Genomic DNA, 17,884 nt, shown 5'->3' on the forward strand with positions numbered 1-17,884 from the left:
TTAAGGTGCAGGGATCCATTCTGCATCGTCAGTCAAACGAGGAAAATTACCACTGTTCCACTCTTCTTTTGCCTGAGCTAAGCGCTCCTGGCTGCGAGCTACAAAATTCCAGTTCAGCAGCACAGGGTCTGCCACTTCATCGCCACCCAACACCATAAAGTGGGCACCGTCATCGCCAGCGACCACTGTTAAATCATCTGTCATAACCAGCATTTGCCCTGCACTCAGCACTGGTTCTTTCAGTGAACCAGCGGCCAGATAAATGGCCAGTTGCTGCTCAGATTTAGGCAAAGCCAGACTACTGCATGGATCCAGTTTCAGTTCGGCATAACAGCAGCGCGCAGGGAAGCTTACTACGGATGTCTGGGAAAAGTATTCACCTAAGAGTACACGTATCTCACTGCCTGGCACCTGAATAGCCGGAAATAATGCGGCAGGGTAATGCTGGAAAGCAGGTTCTGATTCGGCTTCGTCTTCCGGTAAAACTAACCAGATTTGCATACCTTCCACTTTCACCTGTTCAGTTCGGATATCGGCAGGAATACGTTCGGAATGGGCGATACCGCGACCAGCGCGCATCAGATTGACAGCACCAGGCTCAATACGTTGATTGTTGCCAAGAGTGTCGCGATGCTGCATAGCGCCGGAAAACAAGTAGGTTACAGTCGCAAGACCAATATGTGGATGCTGGCGCACGTCGCCTTCAGTGCTGTTTGGAGTAAAAGTAGCAGGGCCCATATGATCCACAAAAATAAAAGGACCAACACGGCGCTGCACTTTGGCCGGTATCAATCGTTTGATGATAAAGCCAATATCACGTTCTTGTGGCTGAATAATCAAAGGTTCTGCCTCAGCTGTTGCTGCTGGTTGCGCTTTCAGGCTGGTGTGCACTTGCACTTCGGTTTGAGTCATCAGTTTGTGGATGGGGCATTTGTCAGCAATAGCCAGCAATTGCTCCCGTTGCTCTGTGGTTAATTCACCAATTAACTCCAGGCGGACATGCAACTGATACAAGCCTTTTGCTTCAGCACTGTCATCCCGACTGATTTCAACTTTTACTTCTTGCAGCGGGATATTTTTGCGCTTGGCATAAAGCTGTAACGTCATGGCTTTGCACGTGGCCAGTGCTGCATCAAATAAATCATGTGGATCAGGCCCTGTCGCAGAGCCACCAGCAGCTTCTGATGCATCTGCATTAAGCTGATGACTGCTGATCTGGATGGTCTGGCGTAATTGACCCGGTGTATGTTGGCTGACAGTAATGGTCATAAATAAATCCTTTTTAAGGTAACTGAACTCAGCATAACCTAGATAGACCTACCAGTGCTTTATTCGTTCAGATCTAAGCTCAACTGTCCTGCATTACCTGCGGATTTAACACTGCGCCCTGTTGCTCTTTTTCGGCTGGCATGGCGCTGTACCACTTGCCGTTTTTGTTCACGCCACCACTGCGGGTCTTGCTGTTGTTTGCATTCAGTGATGCGCTGTTTTGCCAATCGCATGGCCTGTTGCAAGTCCACCACTGGCATAGGGTAATCAGAGCCCAGCACGCACCCATACTGGCGCTGCAAGGATAGTGGCATTAACCAGGGTTGATGCAGCCAGCTATCGGGCAACAGCTTTAATTCAGGACACCAGCGTCTGATAAAGTGACCTTGTGGATCTTTTTGCTGACTTTGCAGCACAGGGTTGTACATTCGGTTTGGATTGATACCTGTAGTGCCAGCCTGCATCTGAATTTGTGGATAATGAATGCCTGGTTCGTAATCGACAAAACACTGCGCCAGATGCAAAGCCACAGGTCGCCAGTCCAGCCATAAGTGGTAGCAGGCGAAAGCCACTAACATGGCCCTGGCACGAAAATGTAACCAGCCTGTCGCCAGCAAAGCTCTCATGCAGGCATCAATCAACGGATAACCCGTGTAGCCATTAGACCAGGCCCAAAACCAATCCGTATCAAAACTTTGTTTACGTAAGCGGGCATAACCAGGGTGCAAAGCTTCAGTTTCAATTAAGGGGTCTGATTCCAGTTTCTGAATAAAATGACAATGCCGGCGCAACCTGCTGTAAAAAGACGACAAACCAAAGCTTAAAGCCGGTTGTTGTTTGATGTTGCGTAGCGTGTGCTGTTGCAAAGCTCTTAAACTCAATTGGCCATAAGCCAGGTAAGGACTCAGGCGAGAGCTGCTGTGCTGCGCTTTTTCGGGCAACGAAATATGTCGGCTATAGTCTTTGGCTCTGTAGTTAAAAAAGCTTTGTACTGTATCTGGCAGGGTCAATGCGGTTTGCCCCGAACTGCAGGCGGGCAAATCCAAAGCTCTGTGTGGCCTAAAAGACTGTAGCGGCTGACGGCCGTGGCAGAGAAAAGCCAAAGCTGTTGGTGCTTGGTACAAAGCGCCGGATAAATACAGATCCGCTTGTTTAGCCCACAAGTCGCGGTCTTTCAAAGCCCGAAATACCGCATGTTGCTGGTATTGCCGCCATGGGATGGCCAGCTCTTTCAGTAGCTGTTTGACCGCCAGATCGCGTTGGAAAGTCCATAAGTTGCCGGATTCTTCGTGGCTAAGGACTTGGGAGATCGGAAACTCCTGACACAACTGTCGAAGTACTTGTGTTGCAGGGCCTTTGATCACCAACAAAGGCTGGCCTAAGGCGGTTAACTGTTGATCCAGCAGCTGCAGGCTTTGTTCGATAAAAAGCCATTGCCGCACTGAGGTGTCGGGCTGTTGCCAATAATCAGGTTCAATAATATAGAGAGGTAACACAGCACCTTGTCTGGCTGCTTGAGCCAAAGGGCCATGGTCATCAATGCGTAAATCACGCTTAAACCAGACCAGACTGATCATGGGGTTGCCGTCAGTTGCTGTAAAAAAGGTAACCAAAAATCCTGCACAGGCACTTTAGCTTCTGGCAGATGCACCGAGGCGCCAACTGCTGTTTTTTCCGGTAGCCAACGCCGGACAAAGTCACCTTGTGCATCATGAGTTAACGCTTGTTTTATTTGATTAAATTGCCGGGCACCACTATTGCCCACCCCAGCTATATAAGCCCAGTTACACCAGTTGCTGGCACAATCATAATCCAGCAAATGCTGCTCAAAAAAAGCAGCGCCTAAACGCCAGTCCTGCTGTAATTCAAAAATAAGATAACTGGCGACATTCTGCCGGCCACGGTTTGACATCCAGCCGGTGTGTAACAACATCTTGATATTGGCATCGACAAAAGGCAGACCTGTTTGGCCTTGGCACCAAAGTTCAAAGCGCTGATCAGGAGCAGGTGCAGAGAAATCCAGTGGTGGACGAAAGGCATTTTTACTAAACCAGGCCCGGCCATGCTGGCGCATTTGCCAACGGAAATACTCTCGCCACAGCAACTCAAAGCGGATCCAATAGGTGGATTCATTGGCAATATGCTGTTGTTCAAAATTCAGTACCTGCTGCCAGGCATAACAAGCTGACAAGCAACCATTGGCCAGATAAAAAGACCATAAACTACTGTTCCATTCACCATCCAAAGCATCGCGGCTTTGTTTGTAGTGGCGGACCGCTTGTTGTTGCCAGATAAACTGCATCAGTCGCTCTAATGCTGCCGCTTCGTTCAACAGAGCTGCTGCTGGATTGTGATACTGGCTGATAAAGTTTGCTGTGGCAGCATCTAAAGCCTGTTCAGCTTCGCCGTAAAACTGCGAAGAAACAGCATAATGTTCTGGCTGTTGCACCAAAAGTTCTGGTTCGCGTTCTCGTCTGAAGGCAGAAAAGCTTTTTGGCAAAGTGGCCAGATCCGGCCTTAGCTGGTGCTGTAATAAAGAGTTGATATCAACAAGCCTCAGCTGTAACCCGCTGCGCTGCAGTTGTTGGTACTGCTCTGGTGCCATGGGTTCTGCTGCAATCAAGCTCTGTGCCTGATACTGCTGTGCCAGCTGCTGCAGGCAGTTGGAGGTGCTGCCGATGCGAATATGCAGCAGCAGTTGTTTTTCCTGCCATTGCTGCTGCCAGTCCAGCATTAGTTTTAGTTGAGCCTGCAAACGAGGCAGGCCGGCGCGGCGTATACCGTATTGCCTGCTGAGATACTCAGCAGGGTCCAACACCAGAACTGCGATCAGTTGGTCAAATTCTGCTTGTTCTGACAGCAGCAGGTTATCGTGCCAGCGCATGGCTTGATTAAATAGCACCAAAGCCCGTTTCATAGCTGCTCCAGATGGATTAGCAACTGCTGAGCTTTTTCAGTGATTTTTAAACGTTCTTCATCTGGTTTACGAAACCAGTTCTGATAACTCAGTTGCATTCTGGCATTACCGGACAACAGCGCCTGATTCCGTTCGAGAAAATACCAGTACAAAGCATTAAAGGGGCAGGCCGTGGGGCTGGTGGTTTCACTGACATCGTAAGCGCAACTTTTGCAGTAATTGCTCATACGCTGAATGTATTTACCGCTGGCGGCATAAGGTTTAGACGCCAGTACGCCTTCATCGGCAAATAACGCCATACCTAAGGTATTCGGCAGTTCAACCCACTCGTAAGCATCAGCATAAACAGCCAAATACCAATCGCAGATTTCTTCGACGGACAAGCCAGCCAAGAGTGCAAAATTACCTGTGATCATTAAGCGCTGAATATGGTGCGAATAGGCATGTTCAATAGTGTGACTGATGGCTTGTTGCATACAGCGCATTTTGGTTTCGCCTGTCCAGTAATAGGACGGCAAAGGGGTGTGAGCTTGTAAAAAGTTACGATTTTTGTAGTCTGGCATCAATAACCAGTACAAACCCCGCACATATTCGCGCCAGCCAATCAATTGACGAATAAAACCTTCGGCGGCATTCAGAGGCACTTTGCCTTCTTTATAAGCCAGCTCCACTTTTTGGCACACCCAGCGCACATCCAACAGACCGCAGTTTAAATACATAGAGCAAATGCTGTGAAACAGATGAGGCTCATTCAGCTGCATCGCATCCTGATAGTCGCCAAAGAGTGGCAACTGATGCTCAACAAAATGCAAAAACGCCTGACGTGCCTGCTTGCCTGTAACTGCGTAACTAAAACTGTCGGCATTGCCCATATTGTTGGCAAACTGCTGTTGAACCAAAGCAATGACTGTTGAGGTGATGTCGTCTGGCTCAAACTTTAGTATGCCTGGCAGCTGTTGTTTTGCTGACATGGCTTTTCTGTTGCTGGCGTCAAAATTCCATTGACCGCCAACAGGTGCTCCGTCTTGCATCAAAAGACCGGTATAGCGGCGCATTTCACGGTAGAAATACTCCATCCGATACTGTTTTCGGCCTTGAGCCCAGTGCTGAAACATGGCCTTTGTGGCAATAAATCTGTCGTCTTCCAGCACAGATAAAGGACGTTGAAACAAGTTCTGCCAGCTTAGAATTTCCTGCTCTAGCCTGTATTCACCACATTCAGTGATACAAATCTGCTCCAGCTCTGGATAGCGCGTGAGTTCTATGGCTACAGCTTCGGTCAGGCTGCTGACTTTTTGCTGGTAGTCTATATAACTGACGTGGATGCCTTGCTGCTGCAGCACTGCGGCAAAATGGCGCATAGCACTGAAGATCAGAATGATTTTTTGTTTGTGATGGGGGGTATAACTGGCTTCACTGGCTACTTCAGCCATTAACACTCTGTCTTGCGGTTGCACATCACGTAAAGATGACAGCGCAGGACTGAGCTGATCACCTAATACCAGAATTAATTTCGCCATTCAGCTTTGCCATTAGTTTGCTTTTGGATACGGCAGGGACTCTTAATCAGATCAATTGCAATTTCGCAGGGCTGATACCGTTGGATCTACAAAAAACTGCGGCAAAAAGCCAAATCAGACCGCTTATACTGAGGGTGCTGAGGTTATGATAAAGCAGAATTTTTTGCTTTGGAGTGGGCCGTGATGAAATCAACAATAGTGAATACAAAAACAATAATGTCAGGTTTGCTTCTTGCCAGTGGCCTGTTGACCGGCACTGCTCTGGCTCAGGAACACCATCATGAAGAACATGGCAGTCACACTCACGGTCAGGCAACTCTGACTTTTGTGCTGGAAGGTAACGAGGCCGAGCTGGCTTTTGCGACTCCAACCGCTAACGTTGTGGGTTTTGAACATCAGGCGAAAGATGATACGCAGCGCCAGTTAGTGCAGAAAATGATTGCAGACTTTACCTCGGCCAACTGGTTTAGTTTTGATGCTCAAGCTCATTGCACTGTAACGGGCACAGATATCAGTTCTGACTTAACTGCAGAGCGCACCACTAAACCACAGCATGCAGATTTAAATGCCAATTACACTCTGGTTTGTCAGAATCCGGCGCGTTTACAGGCATTGACGCTTGACTTAGCAGCTATCGCCGCTGGCGTGGAGAAAGTCACAGTACAGTGGATTGTAAATGGTGAACAAGGGGCCGCAGACTGGGCCGCGGGGTCAGGCGCTTTGTCTCTGACAGCGCAGTAAGCCAACAAAGCATTAATCACCAATAAAAAAATCGGCAAAAGCCGATTTTTTTATTGGGTAAAAGAAATCACTTACTCGTAGGTATATTCTTCAATTTTATCGGCTTTCATAGAGTAGGCTGATTTTGCCAAATCATGACTCATGGTTTCAGTGGTTAAAGTGCCGCTTATCCAGAAAGGCGAATAAATCATATCACCTTGAATTTTTTGCTTGTTGGTGACAAAAATAATCTGGTTTGGTGGTGGTGGCGGCACGTGAATACAAGCGCCAAAATAAGGCACTAAAAAGAATGCAGTGACGTTTTGATCTGCATCGTATTCCACTGGCACAATAAAACCAGGAACCCTCACTTTTTTATTGTTCAGCTCGCCTTTGACATTGGCAGACATCAACACTTCATTCCATGCGGCAGCGGCCGGGTCCTGATTACCAAAAGCCTGATTTAATGCACCTCCAGCTGGAGCTTCGCCACCTTCATGGCTGATTTCCGGCAGTTGTTCCATTTTTTTTAAATCTTCTTCCGGCAATAAATCTGTCCATTCCAATGTCTTGTAGTCTTCAGCTTTTGCTGGTAACGCAGTAAATGCGACCAAAGTCAGAATTAACGCCATGTATAACGATTTAACCATTGGAGCCTCAGCCTCTGCATATGTTATAAGGTCTCAAAAGAAGCCGTATCATAACATGAGCATTGTAATGTCAGCGCACACAGACCTGAAAATTCCGGCACTTGAACTCAAATCTTTGGTGTTCAGTTGGCCGGGCCAAGCCCCTTTATTGGAAATTCCACAACTGCAATTAGCGCAGGGCCAGCACTTATTTATTTATGGATCTTCTGGTTCAGGCAAAACCACCTTACTGAATTTGTTGGCCGGGATTTACCCTTGTAAGTTCGGTGATATTTTGATCGCCGGTCAGTCTATGGCTGCATTATCAGCGGCCAAACGGGATCAATTGCGTGCATCTTCTATAGGGGTGGTGTTTCAGCAACTGAACTTAATTCCTTATTTGTCAGTGTTGCAAAACGTCTTGCTGGTCAGTGCTTTTGCAAAAAAAATCCCACAGGCAGAACAGCGGGCTCGTTATTTATTACAAAAACTGGGTTTAGAGCAACAGTTGTGGCAAGCGCCAGCCAATCAATTAAGTGTTGGCCAGCAGCAGAGGGTGGCGATAGCCCGTGCTTTGTTGAGTCAGCCCGCTTTATTGATTGCCGACGAACCCACTTCAGCTTTGGATCATAAACACAGAGACAACTTTATGCAACTGATGCTCAGTGAAGCTGAACTTTGTGGCACCACAGTGGTGTTTGTCAGTCATGACCCTGCTTTGCGTGCGTATTTTAAGTTTGAGCTGGATATGGAGCAGTTACACAAAGGAGTTCAGCCATGTTAATGCAGTTGGCAAGAGCCAGTTTATGGAACCGTAAAGGCACTGTGCTGATGACGGTTATCTCGTTAACTATCAGTATTGCTTTGTTATTGGGTATCGATCATATACGTCATGAAGCGAAAAGCAGTTTTACCAGCACAGTGTCTGGTACCGATCTGATTGTTGGCGCCCGTTCCAGCCAGCTGAATTTGTTGTTGTATTCAGTATTTCGTATTGGCAACGCCACCAATAATATTGGCTGGCAGAATTATAAGCAGGTAAAAACTCATCCGCAGGTGGCCTGGAGTATTCCGCTTTCTTTAGGGGATTCCCACCGGGGCTATAGGGTGATAGGCACCAACGAAGATTATTTTAAGTTTTACCAGTATGGCGAAAAGCAGCCGCTAAAACTGGCACAAGGGAAAGTCTTTGCTGGGGTGTATCAGGCGGTTTTAGGTTCTGTCGTTGCGCAAAAGCTGGGTTATCAGTTGGGTGAGCAAATCATTTTGTCGCATGGTGTCGGCAGTGTTAGTTTTGCTCAGCATAAAGACAAGCCTTTTGAAGTGGTTGGTATTCTGGCTGCCACTGGTACTCCTGTGGATCAGAGTGTGCATATTCCACTGGAAGGCATTGAAGCCATTCATCTGGGCTGGCAAGGCGGTGGTATGCCTGCGCCAGGCCGGAGTATCAGTGCTGAACAAAGCCTGGCTATGGATTTAGAACCTAAAGTCATTACCGCTTATATGCTGGGGCTCAAATCTAAAATGGCCACTTTTGCGGTGCAACGGCAGTTGAATGAATTTAAAGGCGAGCCACTGTCCGCTATTTTGCCTGGTGTTGCTTTAGCTGAGCTGTGGCAAATGCTCAGTATGGTAGAGAATATGCTGCTGCTGATCACTGTATTAGTCATAGTGGCAACACTAGTAGGTATAGTCACAACCTTGTTGGCAGGGTTAAAAGAACGTCAGCGTGAAATGGCGATATTACGTGCTGTAGGGGCTCCTGCTTCCACTGTATTTTTACTGATAGAGCTGGAGTTATTGCTGATGGCGTTATTATCCATTGGGTCTGCATTTATCATTTTAGTGGCAGGACTTTGGGGCTTCCGTGAATTATTAGCCAGTCAGTACGGGCTTTTTATCAGCATCAACCCATGGCATGACCAGACCGGCATACTGCTTGCTGCAGTACTTGGCCTGACTTTGTTGCTGGGCGCTATTCCGGCCTTTTTAGCTTATCGCCGAGCCTTGGCTTCAGGATTGATGGTCAGGTTATAACTGATTTGGGCATATCCGTTTTGGATTATGCCCAATTTTTGTTGTTGTTTTAAGCACATAGCGTGCAAATATCCCGGCAAATTTGTATTTCTCGCTGGGATTTGTTTAATCATTTGTTATAGTAGAACTGCACCTACAATCGAACAATGACTGAGCATGACTGCAGAGCAATCCAAATTAGAGCAACAACTGGCTAAGCTTCACCATCAATATATGGAGCGCTTACAAGCCGATATTCCTGTTTTAGCCTCTCAGGTTAGCGCCTTAGTCACCTTATCTGCCCAACCAGACTGGCGTTCTGTGCTGCTTCCGCTTAAGCATAAATTCCATACTTTAGCTGGATCTGCCGGCACTTTCGGCTTGCCGCAACTGGGCAAGCTGTCAAAAAATCTGGAGCTGCAACTAAAAGATTGGTTAGCTGAAGAGTCTGTGCCTGATCTTGGCAAAATTAATAGTTTTATGACCAGTTTCCAGCAGGTGCAGTATGCCCATCAAAGCGGGCATCAGGTGATGAACCTGACGTCTGCCAAGCTGGATCTGTTGCATGATCAAAAAGCGACCATTTACGTACTGGAAGATGATGAAGAAATCGCCAATCATCTGACCCTGACTTTAGCCACTTTTGGTTACCAGATCCAAAGTTACAAACGTATTGCCGAATTGGATCAGGCGTTGAAAACGCAGTTACCCGATGCTTTGATCCTCGATATTTCCTTGCCGGAAGAAGAACAAACAGGTTTAGATTACATTGCTGGTTTTCAGCGCAGTTTAGCTGAGGCTTTGCCTGTACTGGTGTTAACCAGTCATGACAGCTTTGCACATCATTTGCAGGCTGTGCGTATAGGTGCTCAGGGTTATTTTGTTAAACCTCTAAACACCACAGCCCTTGAAGCCCGTTTACAGCGTTTATTGGCAGTAAGGCGGCGTGAAGCCTTCAGAGTGCTGATTGTGGATGATGATCAGCTTTTAGCAGAACATTATGCTCTGGTGTTGCAAGGCGCTGGTTTACGTGCAGAAATTTTACTGGACCCTTCACAAATTTATGATGGCCTGAGCCGTTTCCGCCCCGATGTTATCTTGCTGGATGTACTGATGCCTGATTGTTCAGGGCCTGAGCTGGCTCAACTGATCCGGTTGCAGGATGAATGGCTTAGCGTACCTATTATTTACCTGTCTTCAGAAACTGATGGTGAACGCCAACTGGCCGCGCTGGTGAAAGGGGGCGACGATTTCCTGACCAAACCTATTACTGACACTGCGTTGATAGTGGCCGTTTTTGCCAGAGCGCAACGCGCCAGACAACTGGCTGATATGATGACAAAAGACAGCTTAACCGGCTTGTTGCAACATGCCAGAGTAAAAGAGCGACTGAGTCATGAGTTGCAACGCAGCGAGCGTACCGGTGAGCCTTTAAGTGTGGTGATGCTGGATATTGACCACTTTAAAAAGGTCAATGATAACTATGGTCACCTGACAGGGGATCAGGTGATCAGCAGTTTAGCCAACTTACTCAAGCAGCAGTTACGTAAAACTGACATTATTGGCCGCTATGGTGGCGAAGAGTTTTTACTGATTTTACCTGATTGTAATCAGCAGCAAGCTTTTGGTCTGGTAGAACAACTACGACAATCTTTTGCCAGCTTACCTTTTAGTTTTGACTATCAGAATTTCCACTGTACTTTCAGTGCTGGTATTTGCCAGGCCACAGCGACAGATCACACCGATCAATTGATCGATCAGGCCGATAAAGCCTTGTACGCTTCCAAACATGCAGGACGAAATCAAACCCAGCTGTATCAGCCTGTTTCTTAACGCTCACTAAACAGCCTGACGAGAATGTTGTCTCTACAGGCTGAGCTTTAGCTTGCTACTGCATGGGCGGCAGTAAGTTTTTTAACTGCTGTAGTAACGCAGGTAAGTCGATTCGGCTTTTTGCTAAGACTAAATCCACCTGATGTCGCTGTGCCTGATTTAATTCCTGAGCTGACCATATAACGACAGGGGTCTGTGGCTGTCGAACCGCTAATTCAGGCAACAACTCTAGGCCTGAACCGTCAGGCAAACCAATATCCAATATAACTAAATCAAATCTTTGGCTATTTAAAAGCTGCAGAGCCGATTTGACACTGGTGGCTTGTACTGACGAAGCAAAGTCAGCCAGATGCATGGCCAAAATTTGGCCTAAATGGGGGTCATCTTCCACATGCAGAATTCTGATGGTATGGTTTTTATCAGCTCCTAATAACAGCTCCAGTTTTTCAAGCAGTGACGAGGGCGACACAGGTTTATCCAGCCAATCCAGAGCGTGGATCCCACCTAACAGCTGAGTGTGGTCATCTTTGGATTCAGAGCTGACGATCAGTACAGGAGTGGTCTGGTAGTGGCTGCGGCTGCGCAATTCTGCAAAAAGAGCTGAACCATGGCCATCAGGCAAGCTCAGATCCAGTGTCACGGCCTGATATAAGTCCTGATCTAAAGCTGCTATTGCATCTTTTAATGTGGCAGCGCAGTGGCTTTGGTAACCCTGGCTGTGCAGCAACTGCATCACAAAGCCTGCTACGTGGGGATCATCTTCCACCACCAGTATTTTCGGCTGATTCAGGCTGGCTTGTCTGGCTTGAGTAAAGCTCAGATAGAAACAGCTGCCTTTGGGGCTCAGGTTGTAAAAGCCAACTTTGCCTGCCATATGTTCAGTCAGCTCTTTGACTATAGATAAACCAAGGCCTGTGCCTTCGCTTTGCCTGCTGTCTGCGCCATCAGCCTGCGAGAATTTCTCAAAGATAAAAGCTTTAAACTCATCTGTGATACCCGGGCCTTGGTCTTCAACTTCAATCCGGACCTGACCTTCGTCCAGCAAGGAACGCACTTTAACTATTGAACCGGCAGGTGAGAATTTGGCCGCGTTGGATAACAAATTCGCCATAATTTGCTGAAATCTCATCGCATCCACCATCACCAGGGCGTCCGCTTGTTCACAGAGTTGAAGTTGAACTTGATACTTATCAGCGTAAGGCTGATTGCTTTGGACTGACTTCTCGAGCAGATCGGAAATCAGGCACAGGCTCATATCAAAATGCATTTTTCCTGCGACCAGCTTATCTATATCCAACAGATCGTTGATCAACTGGCTGAGTCTGGAGCTGTTGTCTTTGGCGATATCCAGCATAGGCATCATAGCAGCTGGTACTGGGCCCAGAACACCGCCAGTGATTAACGCCAAAGAGCCGGAAATAGAAGTCAGTGGAGTGCGCAGTTCATGGCTTACCATAGAAACAAACTGATTTTTCATCTGCTCAATACGGCGACGCTCAGTGATATCCTGAATAATGGACCAGATGTGCTGCTCACCTTCGTGATTTTTAATCAGCACTCCTGTGGCAGACACAGGTACCTTGTGTCCGTCGTTATGCAGCAACTCATGTTCCAATGGACCATAACGGCCATTATGTTGCAGTTGCATCATCGGCTCGGCCGCCATAGTGGCATCATCCGCAAATGATGGCCTCTGAGTCATGGCTTCGGCATTCTGATAACCCAGCATGCGGTAAAACTCGGGGTTTGCTTCAAGAAAAACACCATCACTAAAACGGTTCAGCACTATAGCCAGTGGTGCCATCTGATATAAAGAGGAGAGTTTTTGTTCGCTTGAGCTTAAGGCCTGCAAGGCTTCGTGTTGTGAAGATACATCCCAGATAAAGCCATCTATATATAACAGTTCACCTTGCTCATCAAAAACACCCTGACCCAGTTCCTGTACCCAACGCAGGCTGCCGTCTTGGTGATAGAGTCGGTATTCCACATGAAAACGTTGTTTGTTAGCCAGAGCCTGCTGCACTAACGTATTGGCTTGTTCTGCATCGTCCGGATGATAAAGCCTGGAAAAATTCATTTCTTTGTTGCGGATTAATTGCTGGGCTTTATAACCCGTCAGTGCAAACACCTCGTCACTGATAAAAAGCATGGTCCAGTTGGCGTCATTACGGCAACGGTAAACCACACCAGGTAAGTTATCCAACATAGAACGGTACCGTTGTTCACTCATCAGCAAGGCATGGTTTAGGTGCTCCAACTGCGTCACATCAATAGCGACTCCCAAAAAGCCACGGATGTTGTTTTGTTCATCGCGCATTGCAGACACACTCAGGCGTACTTGTTTTCTATCCCCATTTTTACAGATGTAGGTCCATTGCCTGGTTTCGCTTTGACCTTGCTTTGCCAGATAAACAAAAACGTCAAAGCCCTGAATGTTTTGCTGATGATGTGTACTCAGTAGCTGGCCGTGAGCTTCAACTTCTGCCGGATCATGAAACAAGGCTGGGCTATGTTGACCAACCAGTTCGTCTGCGCTGTAACCCAGCATACGTTCAGCTCCTGTATTAAACAGCTGAATAGTGCCACTTGGGTCAACAGAAATCAGTGCCGCTTCTGTAGAGGAGTCAATAATGGCTTGCAACCAGGAGCGGGTTTGCAGGATTTCGGTTTCTTTTTCTAATGCCTGGGTGACATCGGTGTGGACACCAAACATCAGCAGCGGCTGACCATCGCTGGTCCAGCTCATCACTTTACCTATGGCATGGATCCATACCCAGTGCCCATCCTGATGCCTCATTCTGAATTTTGTGTCGTAATATGGGCTTTGCCGGGCGAAATGCTGGCTCAATAACTTTTTTGACTGAACTAAATCGTCTGGATGGGTGAGGTCTGCCCACAAGGTCACCGAAGTGCAGCCTTGCTGTTGCAGGCCCAGTAGCTCAAACCAGCGTTGATTATAAACAGTAGTTCCGGTTTGGACATTCCACTCCCAGGTACCAAGGTTGGAGCCATTGATAATGGCGTCCATCCTGTCATGCTCCTGTTTAATCTGAGCTTGTTGCTGATGCACTTCGGTAACATTAGCCGCAATAATCAAAATGCTTTCCACTTCAGCACGTTGATTTTTTTGGGGCACAAAATTGACTTCAAAAACCTGCCCGCTGGCTGGTTTTGCATAAAAATGTACTTGTTCTCCAGTCAGGCACAGTTCCAGCGAGGCTTTGGCTTCAGCAAAAGGGGCTTCACCAAAAACTTCAAGGATAGTTTTTCCCAACATATTAGTGGGGTCCAGCTCAAACCATTCGGCATACTTGTGGTTACAAAAAATGTAGCGAAAGTTTGTATCGACCTGGCCTAACAACAAGGGCGCATTTTCAATGACAGTGGTCAAAGTACGTTGTTGTTGATAATAAAGTTCGGCCTTCTGCCGCGCTTCCAACAGCTGCACGGCCTGTATGCCAAGCAGGGACAGGCTGTATTGTTGTTCAGGTGTCAGCTCTCTGACTTTGGTGTCTACCACGCACAAAGTACCCAATACAACGCCGTTGCTTAAGGTGAGTGGGGTACCGGCATATAAACGTATGCCTTGCGGTTTGATGACATCAGGGTTATCGGAAAAACGTGGATCTTCACTGGCGTCTGATACGTAGGTCAGCGCGTTTGGCTCCAGAATGCTGTGAGCACAAAAAGAAATATCTCTGCTGGTTTGATGATGATCAAAACCAATCTTAGCTTTAAACCATTGCCTGTCTTTATCCACCAGCGTCATCACCGCATAAGGGGTTTGGCAAATATGACTGGCTAACTGTACCAGCGCATCAAAGGCCGCCTCAGGTGCTGTATCAAGAATATTCAGCGAATGTAGTGTTGCTAAACGTTGTGCTTCGTTGGATGGAAAAGCTGCCCGCATACCAAATTCCAGACAAGAGATATGAATTGAGTGTAACTGTAAATTTAGAAGCTTTTAAACAAAAAGCAGAAACAAAGCAGGTATTTAGCAGTTGAGCAGAGTAATAAGTGTAAACACTTGCCCTGACTCTGGTGTTTAAGCTGACTTGTTTCTTTAAAGGGAATGACCAAGCTAGCTTTATCTTTGTAAAAGCAGCGCATTTTTAATGTGTATAGAACTCACTTTGCAGTGGCTTTGGCTGAAATTACAGCAAAGTGACATGACAAAAAACAAAAAGTCAGCGAGCATGGGGGAGGGGTTAATGTGGTGAGCACAGGCTGGTCGTGCCTGAAATCCTGCAGCGTCATGATCAAAAGGAGTTTTTATGTTCTTCAGACTATTATTTTTATGCACTTTGTTGCTGGTGAGTGTTGCACAAGCCTCAGAGGCGCAGCTGTTGAGGCAAGATTATCAAAGCACAGTCGATGGTTTAAAGCGGCAGTATTTTGTTTATTTACCTGCGGGCTATGATCAAAAGGCTGCACAAAAATGGCCGGTGCTGTTGTTTTTGCACGGTAATGGCGAACGTGGCAATGGCCTGGATGAGCTTGATTACACTATGGTTCACGGCCCTTTATACGAAGCCTGGGTACAAAAACGTGACCTACCTTTTATTATGATAGTGCCGCAATTGCAGATGTTTGATATGGGTAAGCTGCCTTATATTGCCAACCGCAGCAAAGCTGATATTCCCAAACGCTTAGCGGATGGCGTGCCTGAGCGCCCTGTGATGTTTCCATCTGATAAAGCCATAGCGCCAGCTAAAGCTGTAGCTGATATGTCGAAAGTACCAGTGTTATTGCCAAATGGCTGGGAGAAGGCAGAGCAGGATTTATTGGCGATGCTTGCCGCAGTGCAGAAAAATTACAACACAGATACCAAACGGCTGTATATCTCTGGCATCAGCTACGGTGGTTTTGGCACCTGGTATATGGCCAGCAAACACCCACAATTATTTGCTGCCGCTGCTCCTGTAGTGGCTTGGGGTCATCCGGATTTAATGCCACCTATAGCCAAAGCTAAGTTACCACTTTGGGTGATAGCTGCAGGCCGTGATTCGGCTATCAATAAAGATAACATCTACCCAGGCATAGAGAAGCTGCGCCAATTAGGCCACACCAATGTGCGCTTTAGTATGCTGGAACAAGCCGAACACGACGCTTGGCGACAAGTGTACGAAGGCTGGGATATTTATGGCTGGTTATTGGGGCAGGAGAAGTAGGGTTGATAGTCACTTTGGGCTCTTGATAAAACAGAAGGCTATCGCGAGGTAGCCTCTGGCTTTGTTGGTGCCGCACGTATTTGTAGCTAAAACCTTTCCCGCTCTTGTTGCTCTTGACTGGCTCGCTCTAAGGTAAAATCTTCCGTGGCGACTTCGCTTTGGAAGAAAAATGAATCCCATGTACTTGCTACAGGTGTGAGAATACGATCTTGTCCAACAACCCTAATGCTGACCTCATTCACACGTTCTGGGAAGCAAGCTTCTGCTGGCAAGCGCACGGTCTGTGAGTTTTTATGTTGAAACACAGTAGCTGTTTTCATTGTGCATTCTCCACTTACTTATACCGATGCTGAAAACATATACCCGAATGCTTAGTGACTCAAGTTACGGAAATATTTTAATGTGAGTCTTAAAGTGGCCATTTTGCGGTAGGGGATTACCGTGCCACGGCTCAGATCATAGGCAGCATAAGGTCTTGCATCGTATTACTGATTGCATCCTCAAAAGTAAGCGATTCTTAATGAAATTTAACTCTTGACGCCCTTGGCTTTAGGTCTTTCGACCAGCGCCACTAGGTCCTTTAAGTTACGGGCAAGTCGGTCGATCTAGTGAGCATGAACTGTATCACCCTCGCGGACGTAATTGAGAAGATCTTGCAGGGCTGGTCGGTGAGTAGATCAGCCAGAACACTTATCGGTAAACGTCTTGTTGATAGTAATGCCGTCGAGCTTGCGGTCGGTGTTTTGGTCGGCTGAGCTTACACGGATGTAGGCAATGTGGGACATAAACACCTCATAAGACATTAAGATCTAGATGTACCGAATTATCTTCAGCTTTTCGCTAATGTAAATCTTAATATCTCTACTTTTTCCGGACAATTAGACCGGACTTTAAGGTGTACCCTGATGTCCGGCTATGGTGGTCGTGCGGGAATTCGTTTAGTCTCTACTTTTTACACAATGGATATGGAGTCGTTGAATGGACATGTGGGAGTTGCTGAAAGACGGCGGTTTGCTTGTAGTCGGGATAGTTCTCGGTTGGGGAGGGCATTTTGTTCAACAACGAGCGCAGTTCCAAGGTAAGCTAAAAGTCGATGCGCTTGAAGCTGACAGGACGTTTTACCGTCGTATATTGTCGATGCTTCCGACAGATTCTGCTCCCGTCGGCCTTTTCACAAGACATAATTTTGCGTTATCAATACATCGAGGGGCCTCAGCACCTATTTTTGAGGTAGGCGAGTTTCTGCAAGCACCTGATTCTGTGTTCTTGTTACCAGAGATGAAAAAGGTTTTTAAGCCTTTTGCAGATGACTTTCTCGCATTCAGATACAAGCTCGGAGAGCTGATTCACCCAAAGACCGAGGAGTGGTCCACTTGTGTCAGGGGGGATTGTGACCCAGACCACTTCATTCCGCCAGAAGTAGAAAAGGAGCTAAATGACATTTCGACTTTGGCAGATAAATTAGCGGAGTCTTACACAAATCTGGTTTTGAAGGGCAAGCAGAACTTAAGTATCTAGGGGGCCCGAAAAAATTTGTGTCAGGCCTTGCCCTTTGCTCCCTGTTTTGTGCTTGGTATTTAGTGGTGACAACTCAATTTCTTGCTGCGGCTGATGGCAAAGGCCACCTTGCGGTGGCTAGGTAGTTGGGGGGATTTATTCGCGGCTTTGCCGCTCACCTCTCGTTTGACAACGAGAGGCCGCCCTTTGGGCGTTGTCTACGCTTGCTGCGCAAGCTCCGGCTGAACCCCTAACGGCGCTTCGCGTCCACCGCGAAACCACAATAAAGCAAAAGGCCACCGTTAGGTGGCC

General features: G+C 47.2%; 13 protein-coding genes. 6 read left to right on the plus strand and 7 right to left on the minus strand.

Annotated elements, in window-relative coordinates; genetic code table 11:
* Genes LSG37_RS17405 through LSG37_RS17420 form a run of 4 tightly spaced genes read right to left on the minus strand, consistent with a single transcriptional unit; the run spans position 1 to position 5,706 of the window.
* A complete protein-coding gene (locus LSG37_RS17405) occupies positions 1–1,269 on the minus strand; it encodes a pirin family protein (RefSeq protein WP_233081076.1) in 1,269 nt (422 codons plus the stop codon).
* Positions 1,270–1,328: 59 nt separating this feature from the next.
* Positions 1,329–2,846 carry a cryptochrome/deoxyribodipyrimidine photo-lyase family protein gene (locus tag LSG37_RS17410; protein ID WP_233081077.1) on the minus strand — a complete coding sequence of 506 codons (1,518 nt, stop codon included), beginning with the start codon at positions 2,844–2,846 and terminating at the stop codon, positions 1,329–1,331.
* On the minus strand, positions 2,843–4,186 hold the full coding sequence (locus LSG37_RS17415; protein WP_233081078.1) for an FAD-binding domain-containing protein: 1,344 nt from the start codon (positions 4,184–4,186) through the stop codon (positions 2,843–2,845). The genes LSG37_RS17410 and LSG37_RS17415 overlap by 4 nt, the downstream gene beginning before the upstream one ends.
* Positions 4,183–5,706 carry a cryptochrome/photolyase family protein gene (locus tag LSG37_RS17420; protein ID WP_233081079.1) on the minus strand — a complete coding sequence of 508 codons (1,524 nt, stop codon included), beginning with the start codon at positions 5,704–5,706 and terminating at the stop codon, positions 4,183–4,185. The genes LSG37_RS17415 and LSG37_RS17420 overlap by 4 nt, the downstream gene beginning before the upstream one ends.
* A 183-nt stretch (positions 5,707–5,889) precedes the next feature.
* Here LSG37_RS17420 and LSG37_RS17425 point away from each other — a divergent pair, with 183 nt between their 5' ends.
* A complete protein-coding gene (locus tag LSG37_RS17425; protein ID WP_233081089.1) occupies positions 5,890–6,447 on the plus strand; it encodes a ZrgA family zinc uptake protein in 558 nt (185 codons plus the stop codon).
* A gap of 71 nt (positions 6,448–6,518) precedes the next feature.
* Here LSG37_RS17425 and LSG37_RS17430 read toward each other — a convergent pair whose 3' ends face one another.
* Positions 6,519–7,076 carry a DUF3299 domain-containing protein gene (locus LSG37_RS17430; RefSeq protein WP_233081080.1) on the minus strand — a complete coding sequence of 186 codons (558 nt, stop codon included), beginning with the start codon at positions 7,074–7,076 and terminating at the stop codon, positions 6,519–6,521.
* Between the two features lie 67 nt (positions 7,077–7,143).
* Between LSG37_RS17430 and LSG37_RS17435 the strand changes: the two genes are divergently transcribed.
* From LSG37_RS17435 to LSG37_RS17445, 3 genes are all read left to right on the plus strand, one after another.
* Complete coding sequence (locus LSG37_RS17435; protein WP_233081081.1) at positions 7,144–7,839, plus strand: ABC transporter ATP-binding protein; 696 nt, start codon at positions 7,144–7,146, stop codon at positions 7,837–7,839.
* Positions 7,833–9,092, plus strand: coding sequence for an ABC transporter permease (locus tag LSG37_RS17440; RefSeq protein WP_233081082.1), 1,260 nt, complete (start codon positions 7,833–7,835; stop codon positions 9,090–9,092). The genes LSG37_RS17435 and LSG37_RS17440 overlap by 7 nt, the downstream gene beginning before the upstream one ends.
* 156 nt (positions 9,093–9,248) lie before the next feature.
* Positions 9,249–10,904, plus strand: coding sequence for a diguanylate cyclase (locus tag LSG37_RS17445; protein WP_233081083.1), 1,656 nt, complete (start codon positions 9,249–9,251; stop codon positions 10,902–10,904).
* A 55-nt stretch (positions 10,905–10,959) separates the two neighbouring features.
* On the opposite strand, the gene LSG37_RS17450 is transcribed toward LSG37_RS17445, so the two are convergent.
* Positions 10,960–14,814, minus strand: a complete 3,855-nt coding sequence (locus LSG37_RS17450; RefSeq protein WP_233081084.1) for a PAS domain S-box protein — start codon at positions 14,812–14,814, stop codon at positions 10,960–10,962.
* A 364-nt stretch (positions 14,815–15,178) separates the two neighbouring features.
* Here LSG37_RS17450 and LSG37_RS17455 point away from each other — a divergent pair, with 364 nt between their 5' ends.
* Positions 15,179–16,075, plus strand: a complete 897-nt coding sequence (locus tag LSG37_RS17455; protein WP_233081085.1) for a carboxylesterase family protein — start codon at positions 15,179–15,181, stop codon at positions 16,073–16,075.
* A gap of 86 nt (positions 16,076–16,161) precedes the next feature.
* On the opposite strand, the gene vapB is transcribed toward LSG37_RS17455, so the two are convergent.
* Positions 16,162–16,395 (minus strand): type II toxin-antitoxin system VapB family antitoxin, encoded by a 234-nt coding sequence (gene vapB, locus LSG37_RS17460; RefSeq protein WP_233081086.1) that lies wholly within the window; start codon positions 16,393–16,395, stop codon positions 16,162–16,164.
* Positions 16,396–17,053: 658 nt separating this feature from the next.
* Here vapB and LSG37_RS17465 point away from each other — a divergent pair.
* Positions 17,054–17,593 (plus strand): hypothetical protein, encoded by a 540-nt coding sequence (locus tag LSG37_RS17465; protein WP_233081087.1) that lies wholly within the window; start codon positions 17,054–17,056, stop codon positions 17,591–17,593.
* Positions 17,594–17,884 lie beyond the last annotated feature (291 nt).

This window comes from Rheinheimera soli, from assembly GCF_021290985.1.
Taxonomy (GTDB): Bacteria; Pseudomonadota; Gammaproteobacteria; order Enterobacterales; family Alteromonadaceae; genus Pararheinheimera; species Pararheinheimera soli.